The organism is Micromonospora jinlongensis (assembly GCF_013410645.1).
In the GTDB taxonomy this organism is placed as follows: domain Bacteria; phylum Actinomycetota; class Actinomycetes; order Mycobacteriales; family Micromonosporaceae; genus Micromonospora; species Micromonospora zamorensis.
Genome location: NZ_JACCHK010000001.1, coordinates 5,232,538 through 5,248,737, shown reverse-complemented (window position 1 = coordinate 5,248,737; position 16,200 = coordinate 5,232,538). Strand labels below are relative to the sequence as shown.

General features: G+C 72.2%; 10 protein-coding genes. 4 read left to right on the top strand and 6 right to left on the bottom strand.

Annotated features, from left to right (window positions below):
- Positions 1-11: 11 nt before the first annotated feature.
- The 4 genes from HNR22_RS23605 to mfd all read right to left on the bottom strand — a co-directional run bounded on the left by HNR22_RS23605 (position 12) and on the right by mfd (position 7,278).
- Positions 12-1,631 (bottom strand): DUF885 family protein, encoded by a 1,620-nt coding sequence (locus HNR22_RS23605; RefSeq protein ID WP_179782168.1) that lies wholly within the window; start codon positions 1,629-1,631, stop codon positions 12-14.
- A 99-nt stretch (positions 1,632-1,730) separates the two neighbouring features.
- The gene (locus HNR22_RS23600; protein WP_179782167.1) at positions 1,731-2,741 is read right to left on the bottom strand and encodes a nucleoside triphosphate pyrophosphohydrolase; all 1,011 of its coding nucleotides are present in this window, start codon (positions 2,739-2,741) and stop codon (positions 1,731-1,733) included.
- Between the two features lie 2 nt (positions 2,742-2,743).
- A complete protein-coding gene (locus HNR22_RS23595) occupies positions 2,744-3,544 on the bottom strand; it encodes a hypothetical protein (protein ID WP_179782166.1) in 801 nt (266 codons plus the stop codon).
- Between the two features lie 92 nt (positions 3,545-3,636).
- Complete coding sequence (mfd, locus tag HNR22_RS23590; protein ID WP_179782165.1) at positions 3,637-7,278, bottom strand: transcription-repair coupling factor; 3,642 nt, start codon at positions 7,276-7,278, stop codon at positions 3,637-3,639.
- Positions 7,279-7,933: 655 nt separating this feature from the next.
- Here mfd and HNR22_RS23585 point away from each other — a divergent pair.
- Positions 7,934-8,848, top strand: coding sequence for a cyclase family protein (locus HNR22_RS23585; RefSeq protein WP_179782164.1), 915 nt, complete (start codon positions 7,934-7,936; stop codon positions 8,846-8,848).
- A 36-nt stretch (positions 8,849-8,884) separates the two neighbouring features.
- Here HNR22_RS23585 and HNR22_RS23580 read toward each other — a convergent pair whose 3' ends face one another.
- Entirely contained in the window at positions 8,885-9,925 is a 1,041-nt protein-coding gene (locus HNR22_RS23580) for a S66 family peptidase (protein ID WP_179782163.1), read from the bottom strand.
- A 71-nt stretch (positions 9,926-9,996) separates the two neighbouring features.
- Between HNR22_RS23580 and HNR22_RS23575 the strand changes: the two genes are divergently transcribed.
- Both HNR22_RS23575 and ppc read left to right on the top strand, forming a co-directional pair.
- The gene (locus HNR22_RS23575) at positions 9,997-11,049 is read left to right on the top strand and encodes a hypothetical protein (protein ID WP_179782162.1); all 1,053 of its coding nucleotides are present in this window, start codon (positions 9,997-9,999) and stop codon (positions 11,047-11,049) included.
- Between the two features lie 129 nt (positions 11,050-11,178).
- The gene (gene ppc, locus HNR22_RS23570; RefSeq protein WP_179782161.1) at positions 11,179-13,965 is read left to right on the top strand and encodes a phosphoenolpyruvate carboxylase; all 2,787 of its coding nucleotides are present in this window, start codon (positions 11,179-11,181) and stop codon (positions 13,963-13,965) included.
- A 58-nt stretch (positions 13,966-14,023) separates the two neighbouring features.
- Here ppc and HNR22_RS23565 read toward each other — a convergent pair whose 3' ends face one another.
- On the bottom strand, positions 14,024-14,854 hold the full coding sequence (locus HNR22_RS23565) for a hypothetical protein (protein WP_179782160.1): 831 nt from the start codon (positions 14,852-14,854) through the stop codon (positions 14,024-14,026).
- A 54-nt stretch (positions 14,855-14,908) separates the two neighbouring features.
- On the opposite strand from HNR22_RS23565, the gene rmuC reads away from it, so the two are divergent.
- Positions 14,909-16,072, top strand: coding sequence for a DNA recombination protein RmuC (gene rmuC, locus HNR22_RS23560; RefSeq protein WP_179782159.1), 1,164 nt, complete (start codon positions 14,909-14,911; stop codon positions 16,070-16,072).
- Positions 16,073-16,200: the final 128 nt, after the last annotated feature.

The following is a 16,200-nucleotide window of genomic DNA, read 5'->3' as shown; positions in this document are numbered from 1 at the left end:
GCCGCTGTTGCTCAGACCCCGAGGAGGGTGCGCAGGTGGCGCGGGGGTGGGCAGTCGTGGGCGAGCATCGCGTCGTGCCAGTCGCGCACCGACACGCCGTCCGGGCGGGCGGCGGCGATCTCAGCCATTTCGCTGTACCCGACGAAGTAGGTGGAGAGCTGGGTGGAGGTGAGCAGCGACCGGCGCCACTTGCCGGCCGCCTCGCCCTCCTCCTGGAAGCCGCGCCCGGTCATCAGCGCCATCGCCTCGGCCTCGGGCAGGTCGTCGGCGTGCACCAACTGGTCGAGCAGGGCGTTGATGGTCATCCGGAGCTGCATCTTGAGCTGCTGCAACCGCACCGGCAGACCGCCGTAGCCGAGGCCGGTCATCAGCTCCTCGGTGTAGACCGCCCAGCCCTCGATGAACGGGCCGGACTCGGCCAGGGCCCGGACGCGGGTGCCACCGACGTAGCGGCGGGCGTGGGCGAGCTGGAGGAAGTGCCCCGGCATCGCCTCGTGCACGGTCAGGTTGCGGATCATGTGGTCGTTGTACTCGCGGTAGAACGACTCCACCCGCTGTGCCGGCCAGTCCGACGGGGTGGGCGCGATGCAGTAGAAGGTGGGCACGGCCGCCGTCTCCAGCGGGCCGGGCGCGTCGCAGTAGGCCACCGCGACACCCCGGGCGAACTCCGGCATCTCCTGGATCACGCACCGGTCGTCGACCAGGGTGACCAGGTCGTGCGCGCGGACGAAGTCGGTCGCCTCGTCCAGGGTCACCCCGGCCAGGTCGACGATCGTCGCGTCGTCCGGGTGCTCGGCGGCGAGCAGGTCCAGCGCCCGGCGGACGGCCGCGTCGTCGGCCGGGCCGCCGACCAGCTCGACGGCCGCCTCGCGGATCTCCGCGGTGACCCGGTCCAGGTTGGCCCAGGCGCGGCGCTGGATCTCGGCGGCGCCCAGCTCGGTGTCGAGGGTGTGCCAGAGCCGGGCCTCCCAGCGGCGGCGGCCCAGCCGGGGGTCCCGCCCCGGGCCGGCGTCGGCAGCCAGGCCGGCGCGCAGCCACGCGACGAACTCCTCCAGCGCGGCGATCGCCGCCGTGGCCGCCGGCTCGACCCGGCCGAGGGCGCTCGGGGCCTGGGCGAGCAGCGGCGGCAGCTCGTCGCGGATCAGCGCGGCCGTGCCGGCGAACTGGCCGACCGCCGTCTCCGCGTGGATCCGCGGCATGTCCCGCAGCGTCGCGCGGGCGGTGGCGAGGGCGTCCGGTACGGCGGCGAGCCGTCCTGCCAACTGGGTCAGCCGCACCTCCGCCGGGGCGTACGGGCGGGCCAGCAGCGGGTGCAGGAGCGCGCCGGGGTTGTGGCGCAGCGGATCCCACTCGTGCGAGCGGATCTCGGTCAGCTCGAACAGCTCCCGGTCCACGAATGAGCTGAGCAGCGCGTGGTCGACCTGCTCCTCCACGTCGAGCGAGTCCGGGTCCAGTTCGGACAGGGCGTTGGCCGCGTCGGAGAGCATCGCCCGGTCGGCGGCCAGCGCGTCGACGGACAGGTCCGGCAGCCGGTCGTCGAACCGGTGATCCCCGGCAGCGGTGGCAACCCCCGGCCGTGACTCCAGCAGTGCCTCGACAACCCGCTCAGCTAGTACCCCAAACGCCTCCACCCGGACCACCCTACCGACCGGCCCACCCACTGCCACCTGTTACGTCGATCATGAAGTTGTTGCCGTTGACCTCGGCGTGTCGTGGCAACAACTTCATGATCAACGCGGGTCTGGGGGTTGGGGGGTGGGGGTTTCGGCGGGTGGGCTTTCGGCGGTTCGGATGGCTTCTGCGTAGGCCAGGGTGGCGCGGCGCAGGGCCGCTTCCGGATCGATGCCCGCCTCGCGGGCCGCCGCTACCGTGGCCAGGAGGCTCGCGCCCAACCTTGCTTCGGCGTCCACCTGGGTGTCTGCCAACGGCGGTGGGACCTCGATGCCCCTGCGGGCGGCGCGCTTCAGGATCTGCGCGGCCAGGGCCAGAGCGGGCTGACTCAGGGCCACGCCGTCCAGCACCGAGTCGCGTGCCTTCTCGGCGCGCTTGATCCGCTCCCAGTTCTCGGTGATGTCCTCCAGAGTGCCCGCCTCGGCACCGGCGAAGACGTGCGGATTGCGCCGGATCATCTTGTCGACCAGGCCACCGGCCACGTCGTCGATGGTCCACCGCTCGTCCTCGGGCAACTCCTCGGCGAGCCGCGCGTGCAGCACCACCTGCAACAGGACGTCACCCAACTCCTCGCGGAGCGCATCGGTGTCGTCGGCGCTGATCGCGTCGTACGCCTCGTAGCTCTCCTCCAGCAGATAACCGGCGAGGCTGCGGTGCGTCTGCGCGCGTTTCCACGGGTCGCCGCCCGGCGAGGCCAGCCGGTCCATCACGGCCACCGCGTCGAGCAGTCGGGCGCCCGGCGGATCCCACGAGCCGTACATCAGCTCCATCTCGGCCAACCCCGGCTGCCGGGCCAACCGCAGACCCAACTCGCGGGCCAGCGCCTCGTCGCCCGCCGGGCCGGCCAGCCACACCACAGTGCCGTGCGTCGCCACCGCATCCAGCAACGGCTGCGTCGCCGGACCCTCCACCACCGTGACCTCGGCGCCCGCCTGGCGCACGGCCGTGACCAACTCGCTCTCCGCGCCGGTCAACACCGGGTGCTGGCGTACGACATCCCAGGCCGCGGAGGTCAGCAGGCCGGCGGGCAACCGGGGTGAGGTGACCAGGAGGACGATCCGTGCCGACATGCTCAGCTGGCCGTGCCCTCAGTGCCTGGGCCAGCGTCCGGGGCAGCGCTCGACGGCGCTGAATCAGGGCTGGAGATGTCGGTGACCGGACCCTCCTCGTTGATGTACGGCAGCGAGTAGAAGACCAGCGTCTGGCCCGTGCTCACCACCGACGGCACCCCGACCGCCCGATAGCGCGGGTTGATCGAGACGTCGACCCGGCCCGCCTCCTCCTCCAGCGCGGCGCTGAGGGCGGTGGCGCTGCGGACGAAACCCCCATCGCCGAACGCCTTGCGGACATCCGCCACGGACATTCCGCCCTGGATCGCCCCGGTCTTCGTGAGGGCCTTGTAGACGGCCATCAGCGAGTCGTCGCTCAGCTCAGCCGGCGGAAGCTGCTGGTTGAGCACCTGCAGCAGGTCGATCCACTCGCCCCAGAGCTTGGCGTACTCGGTGCTGGCCGGCACCCGCAGGTTCTGCTCGAGCTGCTCCGGAGTTATCTCGTCGGGCACCTGGACGTTCTTCGCGGCCGCCACCCGCTTGCCCAGATCCAGACCGACCAGCAGGTTGACCACGTCCTGGCGGGTGACCGCGGAGCGCAACTGCTCCGGCGAGGGCGTCGCGCCCGCCTGCACAGCCTCCTGCCGGACCGCGTCGCCGTACTTCGCCTGCACGTCGTCGTAGATCGCGTCGACCCGCTCCAGGGAGTACGTGGTGTCACCGACGTACGCGGCGACGTTCGGTGCGGACTTCCCGCAGGCAGCGAGGGAGAGGACACCCAGGGCCGCGACGCTGGCGGCGGCGATCACACGGCGAGCACGCATGCCCGTCACTCTCTCATGCCCTCTCCCGTGCTGTGACGGCCCCCACCTCACCGAGCTTCCAGTTCACCGCAGCGCGTCACCTGGCCCGCGCCTCAGCTGGCCGCGACGGCGAGCGGGGCGGGGGCACCGAGCACATCGGAGAGCAGCTGCGCGCACCACTGCAACAGCGCCTGGTCACGCAGCGGCTCCCCGCCGATCCGACGGGTGCTCGGCCGAGGCACGCTGACCTGGTCGGTGGCCTGCTTGTAGACGGCGTCCGGGTGGTAGCGCTTGAGCCGCATCTGCTTCGAATCCGGCAACGGCAACGGGCCGAACCGCACGTGCTTGCCCTGCATCGACACGTCGGTGAGGCCGTACCGGCGGGCCAGCAGGCGGAACCGGGCCACCTCCACCAGGTTCTGCACCGGCGCCGGCGGCTCGCCGTACCGGTCGGTCATCTCGGCGACCACCTCGCGCAGCCGCTCCTCGTCCCGCGCCTCGGCGAGCTTGCGGTACATCTCCAGGCGCAGCCGCTCCACGCTCACGTAGTCGTGCGGCAGGTGCGCGTCGATCGGCAGGTCGATCTTGACGTCGGGCTCGTCCTCCGACCGCTCACCCTTGAACGCGGAGACCGCCTCGCCGACCATCCGCACGTACAGGTCGAAGCCGACACCCTCGATGTGCCCGGACTGCTCACCGCCGAGCAGGTTGCCGGCACCCCGGATCTCCAGGTCCTTCATCGCCACGTACATGCCGGCGCCCAGCTCGGTGTGCTGCGCGATGGTCGCCAGCCGCTCGTGGGCGTGCTCGGTGAGCGGCTTCTCCGGCGGGTAGAGGAAGTAGGCGTACGCCCGCTCCCGGCCCCGGCCGACCCGACCACGGATCTGGTGCAGCTGGGCCAGGCCGAGCAGGTCGGCCCGCTCCACGATCAGCGTGTTGGCGTTGGGGATGTCGATGCCCGACTCCACGATCGTGGTGCAGACCAGGACGTCGAACTCCTTCTCCCAGAAGCCGACCATGACCTTCTCCAGCGCGTCCTCACCCATCTGGCCGTGCGCCACCGCGACCCGCGCCTCGGGCACCAGCTCCCGCAGCCGCCGCGCCGCCCGGTCGATCGACTCGACCCGGTTGTGCAGGTAGAAGACCTGCCCGTCGCGGAGCAGCTCGCGGTGGATGGACGCCGCCACCTGCCGGTCGTCCTGCGCGCCGACGAAGGTGAGCACCGGGTGCCGCTCCTCCGGTGGGGTGGCGATGGTGGACATCTCCCGGATGCCGGTGATCGCCATCTCCAGGGTGCGCGGGATCGGAGTGGCCGACATGCTCAGCACGTCGACCGACGCGCGCAGCGTCTTCAGGTGCTCCTTGTGCTCGACACCGAAGCGCTGCTCCTCGTCGACGATCACGAGCCCGAGCTGCTTGAACCGGGTCGCGGTCTGGAGCAGCCGGTGGGTGCCGATGACGATGTCGACGGTGCCGTCGGCGACCATCTCCAGCGTCCGCTCGGTCTCCTTCGGGGTCTGGAACCTCGACAGCTGCCGGATCTGCACCGGGAACTGGCTCATCCGCTCGGCGAACGTGTTGTAGTGCTGCTGCACCAGCAGCGTGGTCGGCACCAGCACCGCCACCTGCTTGCCGTCCTGCACGGCCTTGAACGCCGCCCGGACCGCGATCTCGGTCTTGCCGTAGCCGACGTCGCCGCAGATCAGCCGGTCCATCGGGACGGTCTGCTCCATGTCCCGCTTGACCTCGTCGATCGCGGCGAGCTGGTCGGGCGTCTCCTGCCAGGGGAAGGCGTCCTCCAACTCCCGCTGCCAGGGGGTGTCCGGGCCGAACGAGTGGCCCTTGGACGCCTTTCGGGCGGCGTAGAGCTGGATGAGCTGCGCGGCGATCTCCCGCACCGCCTTACGGGCCCGGGCCTTGGACTTCTGCCAGTCCGAGCCGCCCATCTTGTGCAGGGTCGGCTGCTCACCGCCCACGTAGCGGGAGAGCTGGTCGAGCTGGTCGGTGGGGACGAACAGGCGGTCGCCGGGCTGACCCCGCTTGCTGGCCGCGTATTCGATCACCAGGTATTCGCGGCTGGCCCCGTTGACGGTGCGCTGCACCAGCTCGACGTAGCGGCCGATGCCGTGCTGCTCGTGCACCACGTGATCGCCCGCCTTCAGCTCCAGCGGGTCGATGGTGTTGCGCCGCCGGCTCGGCATCTTGCGCATGTCCCGCGTCGAGGTGCCCCGACCGCCGGTCACGTCGTTGCCGGTCAACAGCACGAAACGGGACGCCTCGTCGACGAACCCGCTGCTCAGCGCGCCGCAGGTGACCACCAGCTCACCGGCGACCGGCGCGGTCGGCACCTCCTCGGTCAACCGGGCGCCCAGCCCGGCGTCGCGCAGCACCTCCACCGCCCGCTGGGCGGGGCCGTGGCCCTCGAAGACCAGCGCGATCGACCAGCCCTCGCCGGCCCAGCGCTTGAGGTCGTCGACCACTCGGCTGGTCTCGCCGTGGTAAAGCGGGGCCGGCTGGGCGGCGAGGGTCACCGCGATGGCGTCGTCGGGGGTGACTGCGGCCTGCTCCGGCGCGTCCTCCCAGGGCTGCCGCGTCTCGGCCGTGTCCGACTCCACCAGGCCGAACGGGGACAGCGTCCACCACGGCTGGCCGAGTTTGCCGGCGGTGGCGCGCACCTCGCCGAGAGTGCGGAAGGCGGCGGCGCCGACGTCCACCGGGGCCTGGCCGCCGACCGCGGCGGCGGCCCAGCTGGCCTGGAGAAACTCCTCCGAAGTACGCACCAGGTCGTGCGCCCGGGTGCGGATCCGCTCCGGGTCGCAGAGCAGCACGTGGGTGCCGGACGGCATCGCGTCCAGCAGCAACTCCAGCGAGTCGGGGCCGACCAGCACCGGCGCCAGCGACTCCATCCCCTCCACCGGGATGCCCTCGGCCAGCTTGTCGAGGATCTCCGCCAACTCGGGGTGCTGCTCGGCCAGCGCGGCGGCCCGGTCACGGACCGCCGGGGTCAGCAGCAACTCCCGGCAGGGCGGTGCCCACAGCAGCGGAACCTGCTCGATGGTCCGCTGGTCGGCGACGGCGAAGGTGCGGATCTCCTCCACCTCGTCGCCCCAGAACTCGACCCGGGACGGGTGCTCGTCGGTGGGCGGGAAGACGTCCAGGATGCCGCCGCGCACGGCGAACTCCCCGCGCTTGGTGACCAGGTCGACCCGGGCGTACGCCATGTCGATCAGCCGACGGGCGACCTCCTCCAGGTCGGCCTCCTCACCGGCGGCGAGCTGCACCGGCTCCAGATCGCCGAGCCCCTTGAGCTGCGGTTGAAGCAGCGAACGGACCGGAGCCACGACCACCCGCAGCGGCCCGGTGCTCCCGTGCGCGTCGGCAGCCTCCGGGTGCGCCAACCGGCGCAGCACGGCCAGCCGTCGGCCCACCGTGTCCGAGCGTGGCGACAGCCGCTCGTGCGGCAGCGTCTCCCAGGAGGGGAAGACCACCACCTGCTCCGCCGGCAGCAACCCACCCAGCGCGGCGGCCAGATCGTCGGCCTCCCGGGTGGTGGCGGTCACCGCGAGCACGGGTCGCCCGGCCCCACCTGCGGTGCCGTCGGGGTCGGCCGCGACCGCAGCGACCGCGAACGGGCGCAGCGCCGCAGGGGCGGTGATGTCGAGGCCGTCGACCTGGGCGGCACCGGAGCGCGCCAGGTCACGCGCCCGGGTCAGCCCGGGGTCGGCCAGGGCGGCGGAGAACAGACCGGTGAGCAAGGGAATCCTTCCCGGGGAGTCGACGCACACGACGGCGGCCCCTCGTCCAGCCGGACGGGGGGTGCACGACGACAAGCCTATCCCCGTCCACCGACACACACCCCCTTCCGCCCAGGTCCACGCCGCGCGGCGCGCGGCACCCCGCCCGCCCACCCCTCGACCCAGCTCCACGCCCCGCACCCAGGCCCGCGCACGCCCCTCCGCCCAGGCCAGCGCCCCACACCCCACGGCCCGCACCCCGCGACCCGCGCCCCGCGCCCCGCGCCCCGCGCCCCGCGCCGGGCACCCTGACCCAAAGTCCGCGCCACGCCCGCGCGGGCCCGTGACCCACCCCAAGATCCACGCAACTTCGGGGAAGTTGCTGCTTCCGGGGCGCGGCAGGCAGCAGTTTCCCTGATGTTGTGCGGATCTTGCTCGGCGGGAGCGCGCGGACGCACGCGCGGGGCGATCCGTCGCGCTGCTGCCTTCGGCGGGGGCAACACCGATCAAGATCGTGCTCGATCCAGGATGTAGTGGTCTCGGCGTCGGCGGATCGCACTCTTTCCTGGATTGAGCACGATCTTGGAAAGGTTGGAGCCCGAGCCCTGCAGCCCGAGGCGGCTGAAAACGGGAGGTAGATCTTGACCGGTGGCGGCTGGCATGGTCGGGTTTCGGGGTGGATGAGCAGCGGCGGGCACAGTTCGACGCGGAGGTGAGCTTCGCCAACGGCGGCGGGCTGCGCACCGAGGGGTTCCGGCTGGACATCCCGGGTCGGGAGATCAGCGACGACGACCTGGCGGCGTTGTTCGTCCGGCACCTCGGGTTGCTGATGGTCGCCGAGGTGCGGATCAGCGCGAAGACGATCATCGAAGAGCCGCACAAGGGCGGCCGGGGCGTTGCCGTCGACCGGCCGTCGACCGGCCGCAGGCTGGTCGAGCTGAGCCACGTGATCAGCGAAGGCATGACCACCCTGCCGGGCTGGCCGGGGCCCCGGATCACCGACTGGCTGACCTTCGCGGCATCTCGCGAGCGGTACGCGCCGGGCACCGAGTTCCACGTGGCGCGGATCGACCTGATCGCCAACACCGGCACGTACGTGGACACTCCCGCCCATCGTTGGGCCGGCGGCGACGACCTGACCGGGGTGTCGCTGGACAACCTCGCCGACCTGCCCGGGGTGGTGGTCCGGGTGCCGGCCGGCGTTCGGGCCGTGGACCGGTTGATGCTGGCCCCGTACGAGGTGGCCGGACGCGCCGTCCTGCTGCACACCGGGTGGGATGCGCACTTCGGCACCGAGCGGTACGCCGCGCCGGAGGCGCCGTACCTGACCGGGGACGCCGCCCAGGCGCTGGCCGACGCGGGCGCGACCCTGGTCGGCATCGACTCGATCAACATCGACGACATGAGCCCGGCGGCCGAGGGTCAGCGCCCCGCACACAGCACGCTGCTCGCCGCCGGCATCCCGATCGTGGAGCACCTGACCGGCCTGGACGCGCTGCCCCCGACCGGGTTCCGGTTCACCGCGGCCCCACCGAGGGTGGCCGGCATGGGCACGTTCCCGGTCCGGGCCTTCGCCGTCGTCAACCCCTGACGTCACCCGTGGCGGCGGCAACGCGCGGCCAGCCGGTCAGTAGCGCACCGAGATCCTGCGCGCGACGGCGTCCACCCGGATCTCCCCGCCGTACGGGATGATCAACTGCGGGTCGGTGTGACCGAGGTCGACGTCGAAGACCACCACCGCGTCCGGGTTGTACGGCGCGAGCGCGCGGGTGATCGCCTCCCGCTGGGCGTCGCCCCACGCCTGCCGTTCCGGCACCGACAGCGGCTTGGCGCGGTCCCAGGCCTTGGGGCGGCCGACGACGATGGCCGGGAAGGCGGCGAGCAGGCCACGCTCCCCCATGTTCCGCACGATCCGGAACACCTCCTGCGCGCCGGGCATCTCCTGGGAGGTCTCGACGAGAAGCACCGACCCGTCCAGCTCGGCGGCGGTGGGCACCCGGTCGGTGGCCAGCAACCAGTGCAGGATCTCCAGGTTGCCGCCCCAGGTGCGCCCCAGCACCTCCCGCTGCGGGCCCTGCCAGCGCCAACCCGCGCCGGGCAGCATCTCCGGCTCGTGGGCCAGCGTCTCCGGCTCGGTCCACGGGTTCGGCCGGTCGCCCCATTCATGGGCGGGCGTCAACTCGTACCAGTCGGTGGTGAACAGGGCCGCGCGCAGCGAGGCGAAGGTCAGCGGGTGCGGCGAGCCGGGCCGGCCGAGATGCACCAGCACCGACCCACCGTGGTAGGCGACGATGCCCAGCCGGTAGAGGTGGTTGAGCACGTTGGTGTTGTCGGAGTAGCCGAAGTAGGGCTTGGGGTTGGCCCGCAGCACGTCGTCGTCGAGGTGCGGGGTGACCGTGATCAGGTCGTCGCCGCCGACCGTGGCGAGCACCGCGGTGATGGTCGGGTCGGCGAAGGCTGCGGTCAGGTCGCGGGCCCGGTCACGCGGGTCCGCCCCCAGGACCCGGGTGGTCGGATACTCCACCGGCTCCAGGCCGAACTCTTCGCGCAGCCGGCGCAGACCCAACTCGTACACGTGGGGAAAGAGGGCTGGCAGGCCGGCGGAGGGTGAGACGACCGCGACCCGGTCGCCCGGCCGGGGTTTGGGCGGGTATTTCAGCGACACCATGATCGAACGCTAACGGTCCGGCCAACCGGTTTCCGCCCTGCCGATCACAAAACCGGCCATAGGCTCGCAAGGTGGACAACGCATCGCAGGGCCGAGACCGGGACTGGGCGCCGCGCAGCATCGGGTTGCTTCTCGGCACGCTGGTGCTCGCCACCGCGTTCATCGCGGCCTACGTCGGCGCACTGCACCAGCCCACACCCCGCGACCTGCCGGTCGGCGTCGCCCTCGGCGACCAGCGCGCCCAGGCGACGCTCGACGCCGTGCGCGGTCAGACCAACATCATCAAACCAGTCGGGTACGACGACGCGAGCGCCGCCGAGCACGGGCTGCTCAGCCGCGCGGTGTACGCCGTGCTCAGCACCGGCCCCGACAACGGCCTGCTCCTCACCATCGCGAGCGCCTCCGGCCCCTCCGCCACCAGCGCGATCAAGGAGGTGCTGACCACCGCCGCCACCCGCAGCGGCACCCCGCTGAAGGTCGTCGACGAGGTGCCGGTCACCTCGGCCGACCCGCGCGGGGTGGTGCCCTTCTACCTGAACGTCGGCTACGTGCTCGGCGGCTACCTCGCCTCGACCGTGCTCGGGATATCCGCTGGCACGACCCCACGTACGGTGCGGCGGGCCGGGCTGCGCATCGCCGCCCTGGCCGTCTACAGCGTGCTGCTCGGCATCGCCGGCGCGGTCGTGGTCGGACCGGTGCTGGACATCTGGCACCACGACGTACCGACGATCGCCGCGATCGGCGCGCTGGCCGTCTTCGCCGCCGCGATGTTCGCCAGCGCTATCCAGGGCTGGCTCGGCGTCGCGGGCACCGCGCTGGTCATCCTGCTTCTGGTGGTGCTCGGCAACCCCGGCTCCGGCGGCATCTACGCGCCCGAGTTCCTGCCCGGCGTGCTGCGCGGCATGCACCGGTGGAACATCCCCGGCCTCGCCAACGACCTGAGCAAGGCGGCGGTGTACTTCGACTGGCGATCGGCGGGCTGGCCGGCCTTCGCCCTCGCGCTCTGGGCGGTGCTCGGCGGGCTGGGTCTGCTCGGCGCGAGCCTCGTCCGCGGTCGCCGGACCGTCACCTCCGACTCCGGCCCGACCCGCCCCGGCCCCGCTCCCGTCGGCGACGGTGGTTGAGATCACGTCCGAAAACACCGTTCCAGGGGCACTGGATCGCCCGGGGGTCCTCCAGACATCCGGTGCACGCGGATACCATCCAGTGAGTCGGACAGCGCTGTCCTTCGTACCCACGTAAGGGAGCGCACCGTGACCGATCAGCACGACCACGACGGCCCCGACGCCGCGCTGCGTGCCGACATCCGCCGGCTCGGCACCCTGCTCGGGCAGACTCTGGCCCGCCAGGAGGGTCGCCCACTGCTCGACCTCGTCGAGGAGATCCGCGCCCAGGTCCGCACCGACGCACCGGCGGCCGCCCAGCGCCTCGGCGGGCTCGACGTGACCACCGGCACCAAGCTGGCGCGCGCCTTCTCCACCTACTTCCACCTGGCCAACATCACCGAGCAGGTGCACCGCGCACGGGATCTGCGCCGCCGCCGCGCGGTGCAGGGCGGGTGGCTGGACCAGGCGGCCAAGATGATCGCCGAGCGCGGGGTGCCCGCCGAGGAGATCGCCAACGCGGCCCGCCGGTTGGCGGTCCGTCCGGTCTTCACCGCGCACCCCACCGAGGCGGCCCGCCGCTCGATCCTGTCCAAGCTGCGGGCGATCGCCGACGAGTTGGACACCGAGACCGCCAACGCGATCCTCTACGGCGCCAGCGATGAGGGCCCCGCCAACCGCCGCCTGGCCGAGCTGCTCGACCTGATGTGGCAGACCGACGAGCTGCGGCTGGACCGGCCGGACCCGACCGACGAGGCCCGCAACGCCATCTACTACCTGCGCGACCTGTACGCCGAGGCCGCCCCGCAGGTGCTCGACGACCTGGCCGACACGCTGCGCACCCTCGGCGTGGAGACCTCGCCGACGGCCCGGCCGCTGAGCTTCGGCACCTGGATCGGCGGTGACCGTGACGGCAACCCGTTCGTCACCCCGGCGGTCACCCGTGAGGTGCTGACCATCCAGCACGAGCACGGCATCGCGGCCACCGAGAAGGCCATGGACCACCTGATCAACGAGGTCTCGGTCTCCCGCCGGCTGCGCGGGGTGTCCCTGGACCTCTCCGCCAGCCTCGCCGCCGACCTGGACGCGCTGCCCGAGGTGGCGACGCGGTTCCGGCGGGTCAACGCGGAGGAGCCGTACCGGCTCAAGGCGCGCTGCGTGAAGGCGAAGCTCGCCAACACCCGGCAGAGGCTGCGCCAGGGCACCGCGCACGTACCGGGCCGGGACTACCGGGGCTCCGCCGAGCTGATCGCCGACCTGGATCTGCTGCGCGCCTCGCTGGCCCGCAACTCCGGGCAGCTCACCGCCGTCGGCCGGCTGGCCTCCACCATCCGTACGGTGTCCGCGTTCGGCCTGCACCTGGCCACGATGGACGTCCGGGAGCACGCCGAGGCGCACCACGCGGTGCTCGCCCAGCTCTACGAGGCCGTCGGCGAGGTCTCCGACTACCCGGCGCTGACCCGCCTGGAGCGCACCAAGCTCCTCGCTGACGAGCTGACCGGCCGCCGGCCGCTGTCCACAGCGGACACGGCGCTGTCCGAGCCGGCCCGTAAGACGTTCGACGTGTTCAGCACCATCCGGGAGGCACAGGACCGGTTCGGCTCCGAGGTGATCGAGTCGTACATCATCTCGATGACCCTGGGTGTCGACGACGTGCTGGCCGCCGTGGTGCTGGCCCGCGAGGCCGGCCTGGTGGACGTGCACAGTGGGCGGGCCCGGGTCGGGTTCGTGCCGCTGCTGGAGACCCCGGCCGAGTTGAACGCCGGCGGCGAGCTCCTCGACGAGTTGCTGTCGCTGCCCGCGTACCGGGCGTTGGTGAGCGCCCGGGGCGACGTGCAGGAGGTCATGCTCGGCTACTCCGACTCCAACAAGGAAGCCGGGATCACCACCAGCCAGTGGTCGATCCACCGGGCGCAGCGCGCTCTGCGTGACGTGGCGGCCCGCCACGGGGTGCACCTGCGGCTGTTCCACGGCCGGGGCGGCACTGTCGGTCGCGGCGGCGGGCCGACGCACGAGGCGATCCTGGCCCAGCCGTACGGGACGATGGACGGCGCGATCAAGGTGACCGAGCAGGGCGAGGTGATCTCCGACAAGTACACCCTGCCGTCACTGGCCCGGGAAAACCTGGAGCTCACCCTCGCGGCGGTGCTCCAGGCGACCCTGCTGCACACCGCACCGCGGCAGCCGGCCGAGATGTTGGAACGCTGGGACGCGACCATGGACGTGGTCTCCGAGTCCGCGTTCCGCTCCTACCGGTCGCTCGTCGAGGACCCGGACCTGCCGGCGTACTTCTGGGCGTCCACCCCCACCGAGCTGCTCGGCGCGCTCAACATCGGCTCCCGGCCGGCGAAGCGCCCGAACACCGGCGCGGGCCTGTCCGGTCTGCGGGCCATCCCGTGGGTGTTCGGCTGGACGCAGACCCGGCAGATCGTGCCGGGTTGGTTCGGCGTCGGCTCCGGCCTGGCCGCCGCACGCGAGGCCGGGCTGGCGGACGTGCTGGCCGAGATGCACCGCAACTGGCACTTCTTCCGCACGTTCCTGTCGAACGTCGAGATGATGGTGACCAAGACCGACCTGAGCATCGCCCGTCGGTACGTCGAGACGCTGGTGCCGAAGAAGCTGCACCCGATCTTCGAGCAGATCGAGCAGGAGTACGAGCTGACCAAGCGGGAGCTGCTGGCGGTCACCGCCTCACCCGCCCTGCTGGAAAACTCGCCGGTGCTCCAGCGCACCCTGGCCGTCCGCGACACCTACCTGGAGCCGCTGCACCACCTCCAGGTGGCGCTGCTGCGGCAGTACCGGGAGTCCGGCGCCGCCGGGCGGGCGGTGGCCACCGCGCCGGGTGGCCGACGCGCGCCGAGCGACGGCACCGCCCTGGAGCGGGCGCTGCTCACGACGGTCAACGGCATCGCCGCCGGAATGCGCAACACCGGCTGATCAACCCGAACGCGAAGCAGGCCCCGGTCGTCACGACCGGGGCCTGCTTCATCGGAGGTCAGAAGTCGCCGCCGCCGAAATCGCCGCCACCGAAGTCACCGCCGCCGAAGTCACCGCCACCGAAATCGCCGCCTGCGTAGTCGCCGCCGCCGAAGTCGCCGCCCTGGTCGCCGCCGCCGAAGTCGCCGCCCTGGTCGCCGCCCTGGTCGCCGCCGTCGGCGCCCTGGTCGACGCCGTCGCCGAAGCCCTCCTGGTAGCCCTCGTCGTAGCCGTAGCCCGGGTCGGCGAAGGCGGGCGAGAACAGCGCGTCGGCGATCAGGATGCCGCCGAGCACACCGGCGCCGGCACCCAGCGCCGTCTTCCACCAGGGCGTCGAATACCACCCGGCCGGCACCGGCCGACCCTGATAACGCCCACCGGGGTAGTAGTAGGGCGTTTCCCGGCCGGGCTGGGGGCCCGCCCGGAACGTCTGCCCCTGCACGTCGACCTCACGCTCCTTGGTGAGCTGGCCCACGCCACGGGCGGCGGCCAGCGCCGGCACCTCGGGGCCCGGGTCGATGCCCAACGCGGTACGCGCCGCCCGGATGTACGCGAGCCCTTCCAGGGCGGTCTCCCGAGCCAGCGTGAACTGGTGCGGCGTACGCGCCTGCTCCAGCTGTGAGCCGGCCGCGTTGTAGCGCTCACCGGCGTCGGACAGCGCCTGGCGTACCGCCGGCTCTTCGCCGTGCAGGTTCATCAACTGGCCGCCGAGACGCTCATACCACCGTTGCGCCTCCGCGCGGGCGTCGCCGAGCTCGGTACGCCTGCGGGCGCCGGCCTGGGCGCGGATGAGCGCTGCGGCGCCCAGTGCGCCGACCAGCACCACTGCGAGGCAGAGCACAAGTTCCATGTCATCGAACGTACCCCCGGGTGTCACGTCATATCCGTCTGGCAAGCTCCGGTGATGGACGTCTCGACGCTGCTTGTGGTGATCGTGTGCCTCGGCGCCGGCGGGGCGGTGGGCTGGCTCGCGGCCCGGTCCCGGTCGGCGGCCGACATCGCCCGCCTGGATGCCACCCTGGCCGCCACCCGAGAGGGTGAGGGCCGGCTGGAGCAGTCCATGCGTGCCCTGAGCTACGAGGCCACCGCGCAGTCCCAGGAGGCGGTGGCCCGCGCGGTCGCCCCGCTGCACGACTCCCTGCGCCGCTACGAGCAGCGGGTGGCCGAGCTGGAGCACGACCGGGTCGACGCGTACGCCGAGCTGCGCGAGCAGGTCCGCTCGATGAGCGCCGTCTCCGGTGAGCTGCGCACCGAGACCAAGCAGTTGGTGGCGGCGCTGCGGGCGCCACAGGTGCGGGGTCGCTGGGGCGAGCACCAGTTGCGCCGGATCGTCGAGGCGGCCGGGATGCTGGAGCACTGCGACTTCTCCGAGCAGGTCACCGCCGACAACGACGGGCAGGTTGTCCGCCCCGACCTGGTGGTCCGGCTGCACGGCGGCCGATCGGTGGTGGTGGACGCCAAGGCGCCGTTCGACGCGTACCTGACGGCCATGGAGTCCCGCGACGAGCGCGGCCGGGATGCCCACCTCGACGCGCACGCCCGGCACCTGCGCGGGCATGTCGACGCGCTGGCCGCCAAGTCATACTGGTCGGCGTTCGACAACTCGCCCGAGTTCGTGGTGCTGTTCGTCCCCGCCGACCCGTTCCTCGACGTCGCGCTCCAGCGTGACCCGTCGCTGCTGGAGCACGCCTTCACCCGCAACGTGGTGCTGGCCACGCCGGCCACACTGGTCGCCCTGCTCCGCACGGTGGCCTACTCGTGGCGGCAGGAGGCGCTGGCCCGTAACGCCCTCGCGGTGCACACCCTCGCCCGCGAGCTGTACGGGCGGCTCTCCACCCTTGGCGATCACGTGGGCAAGCTCGGGTCGTCGCTGGCCGGTGCCGTGACCGCGTACAACCGTGCGGTCGGCTCGTTGGAGGCGCGGGTGCTGGTCAGCGCCCGAAAGCTCGCCGAGCTGGGGGTGTCGGACGAGGAGTTGGCGACGCCCCCGCAGGTCGAGTTGGCGCCCCGGCAGCCGCAGGCGCCTGAACTGGCCGAATCGGCCGGTGACGAGGTCTCGACCCGCTAGTCAGTCATGTGACAGTGCGTGGGCTCGCATGTCACGAAGTGGTCACAAGGGACTTGCCGGTAGTGACAGTGCTCACCAGCACCCCGAAAGATTTTGCTCACCCACGTGCCCTGCTCCCTGAGGGCCCT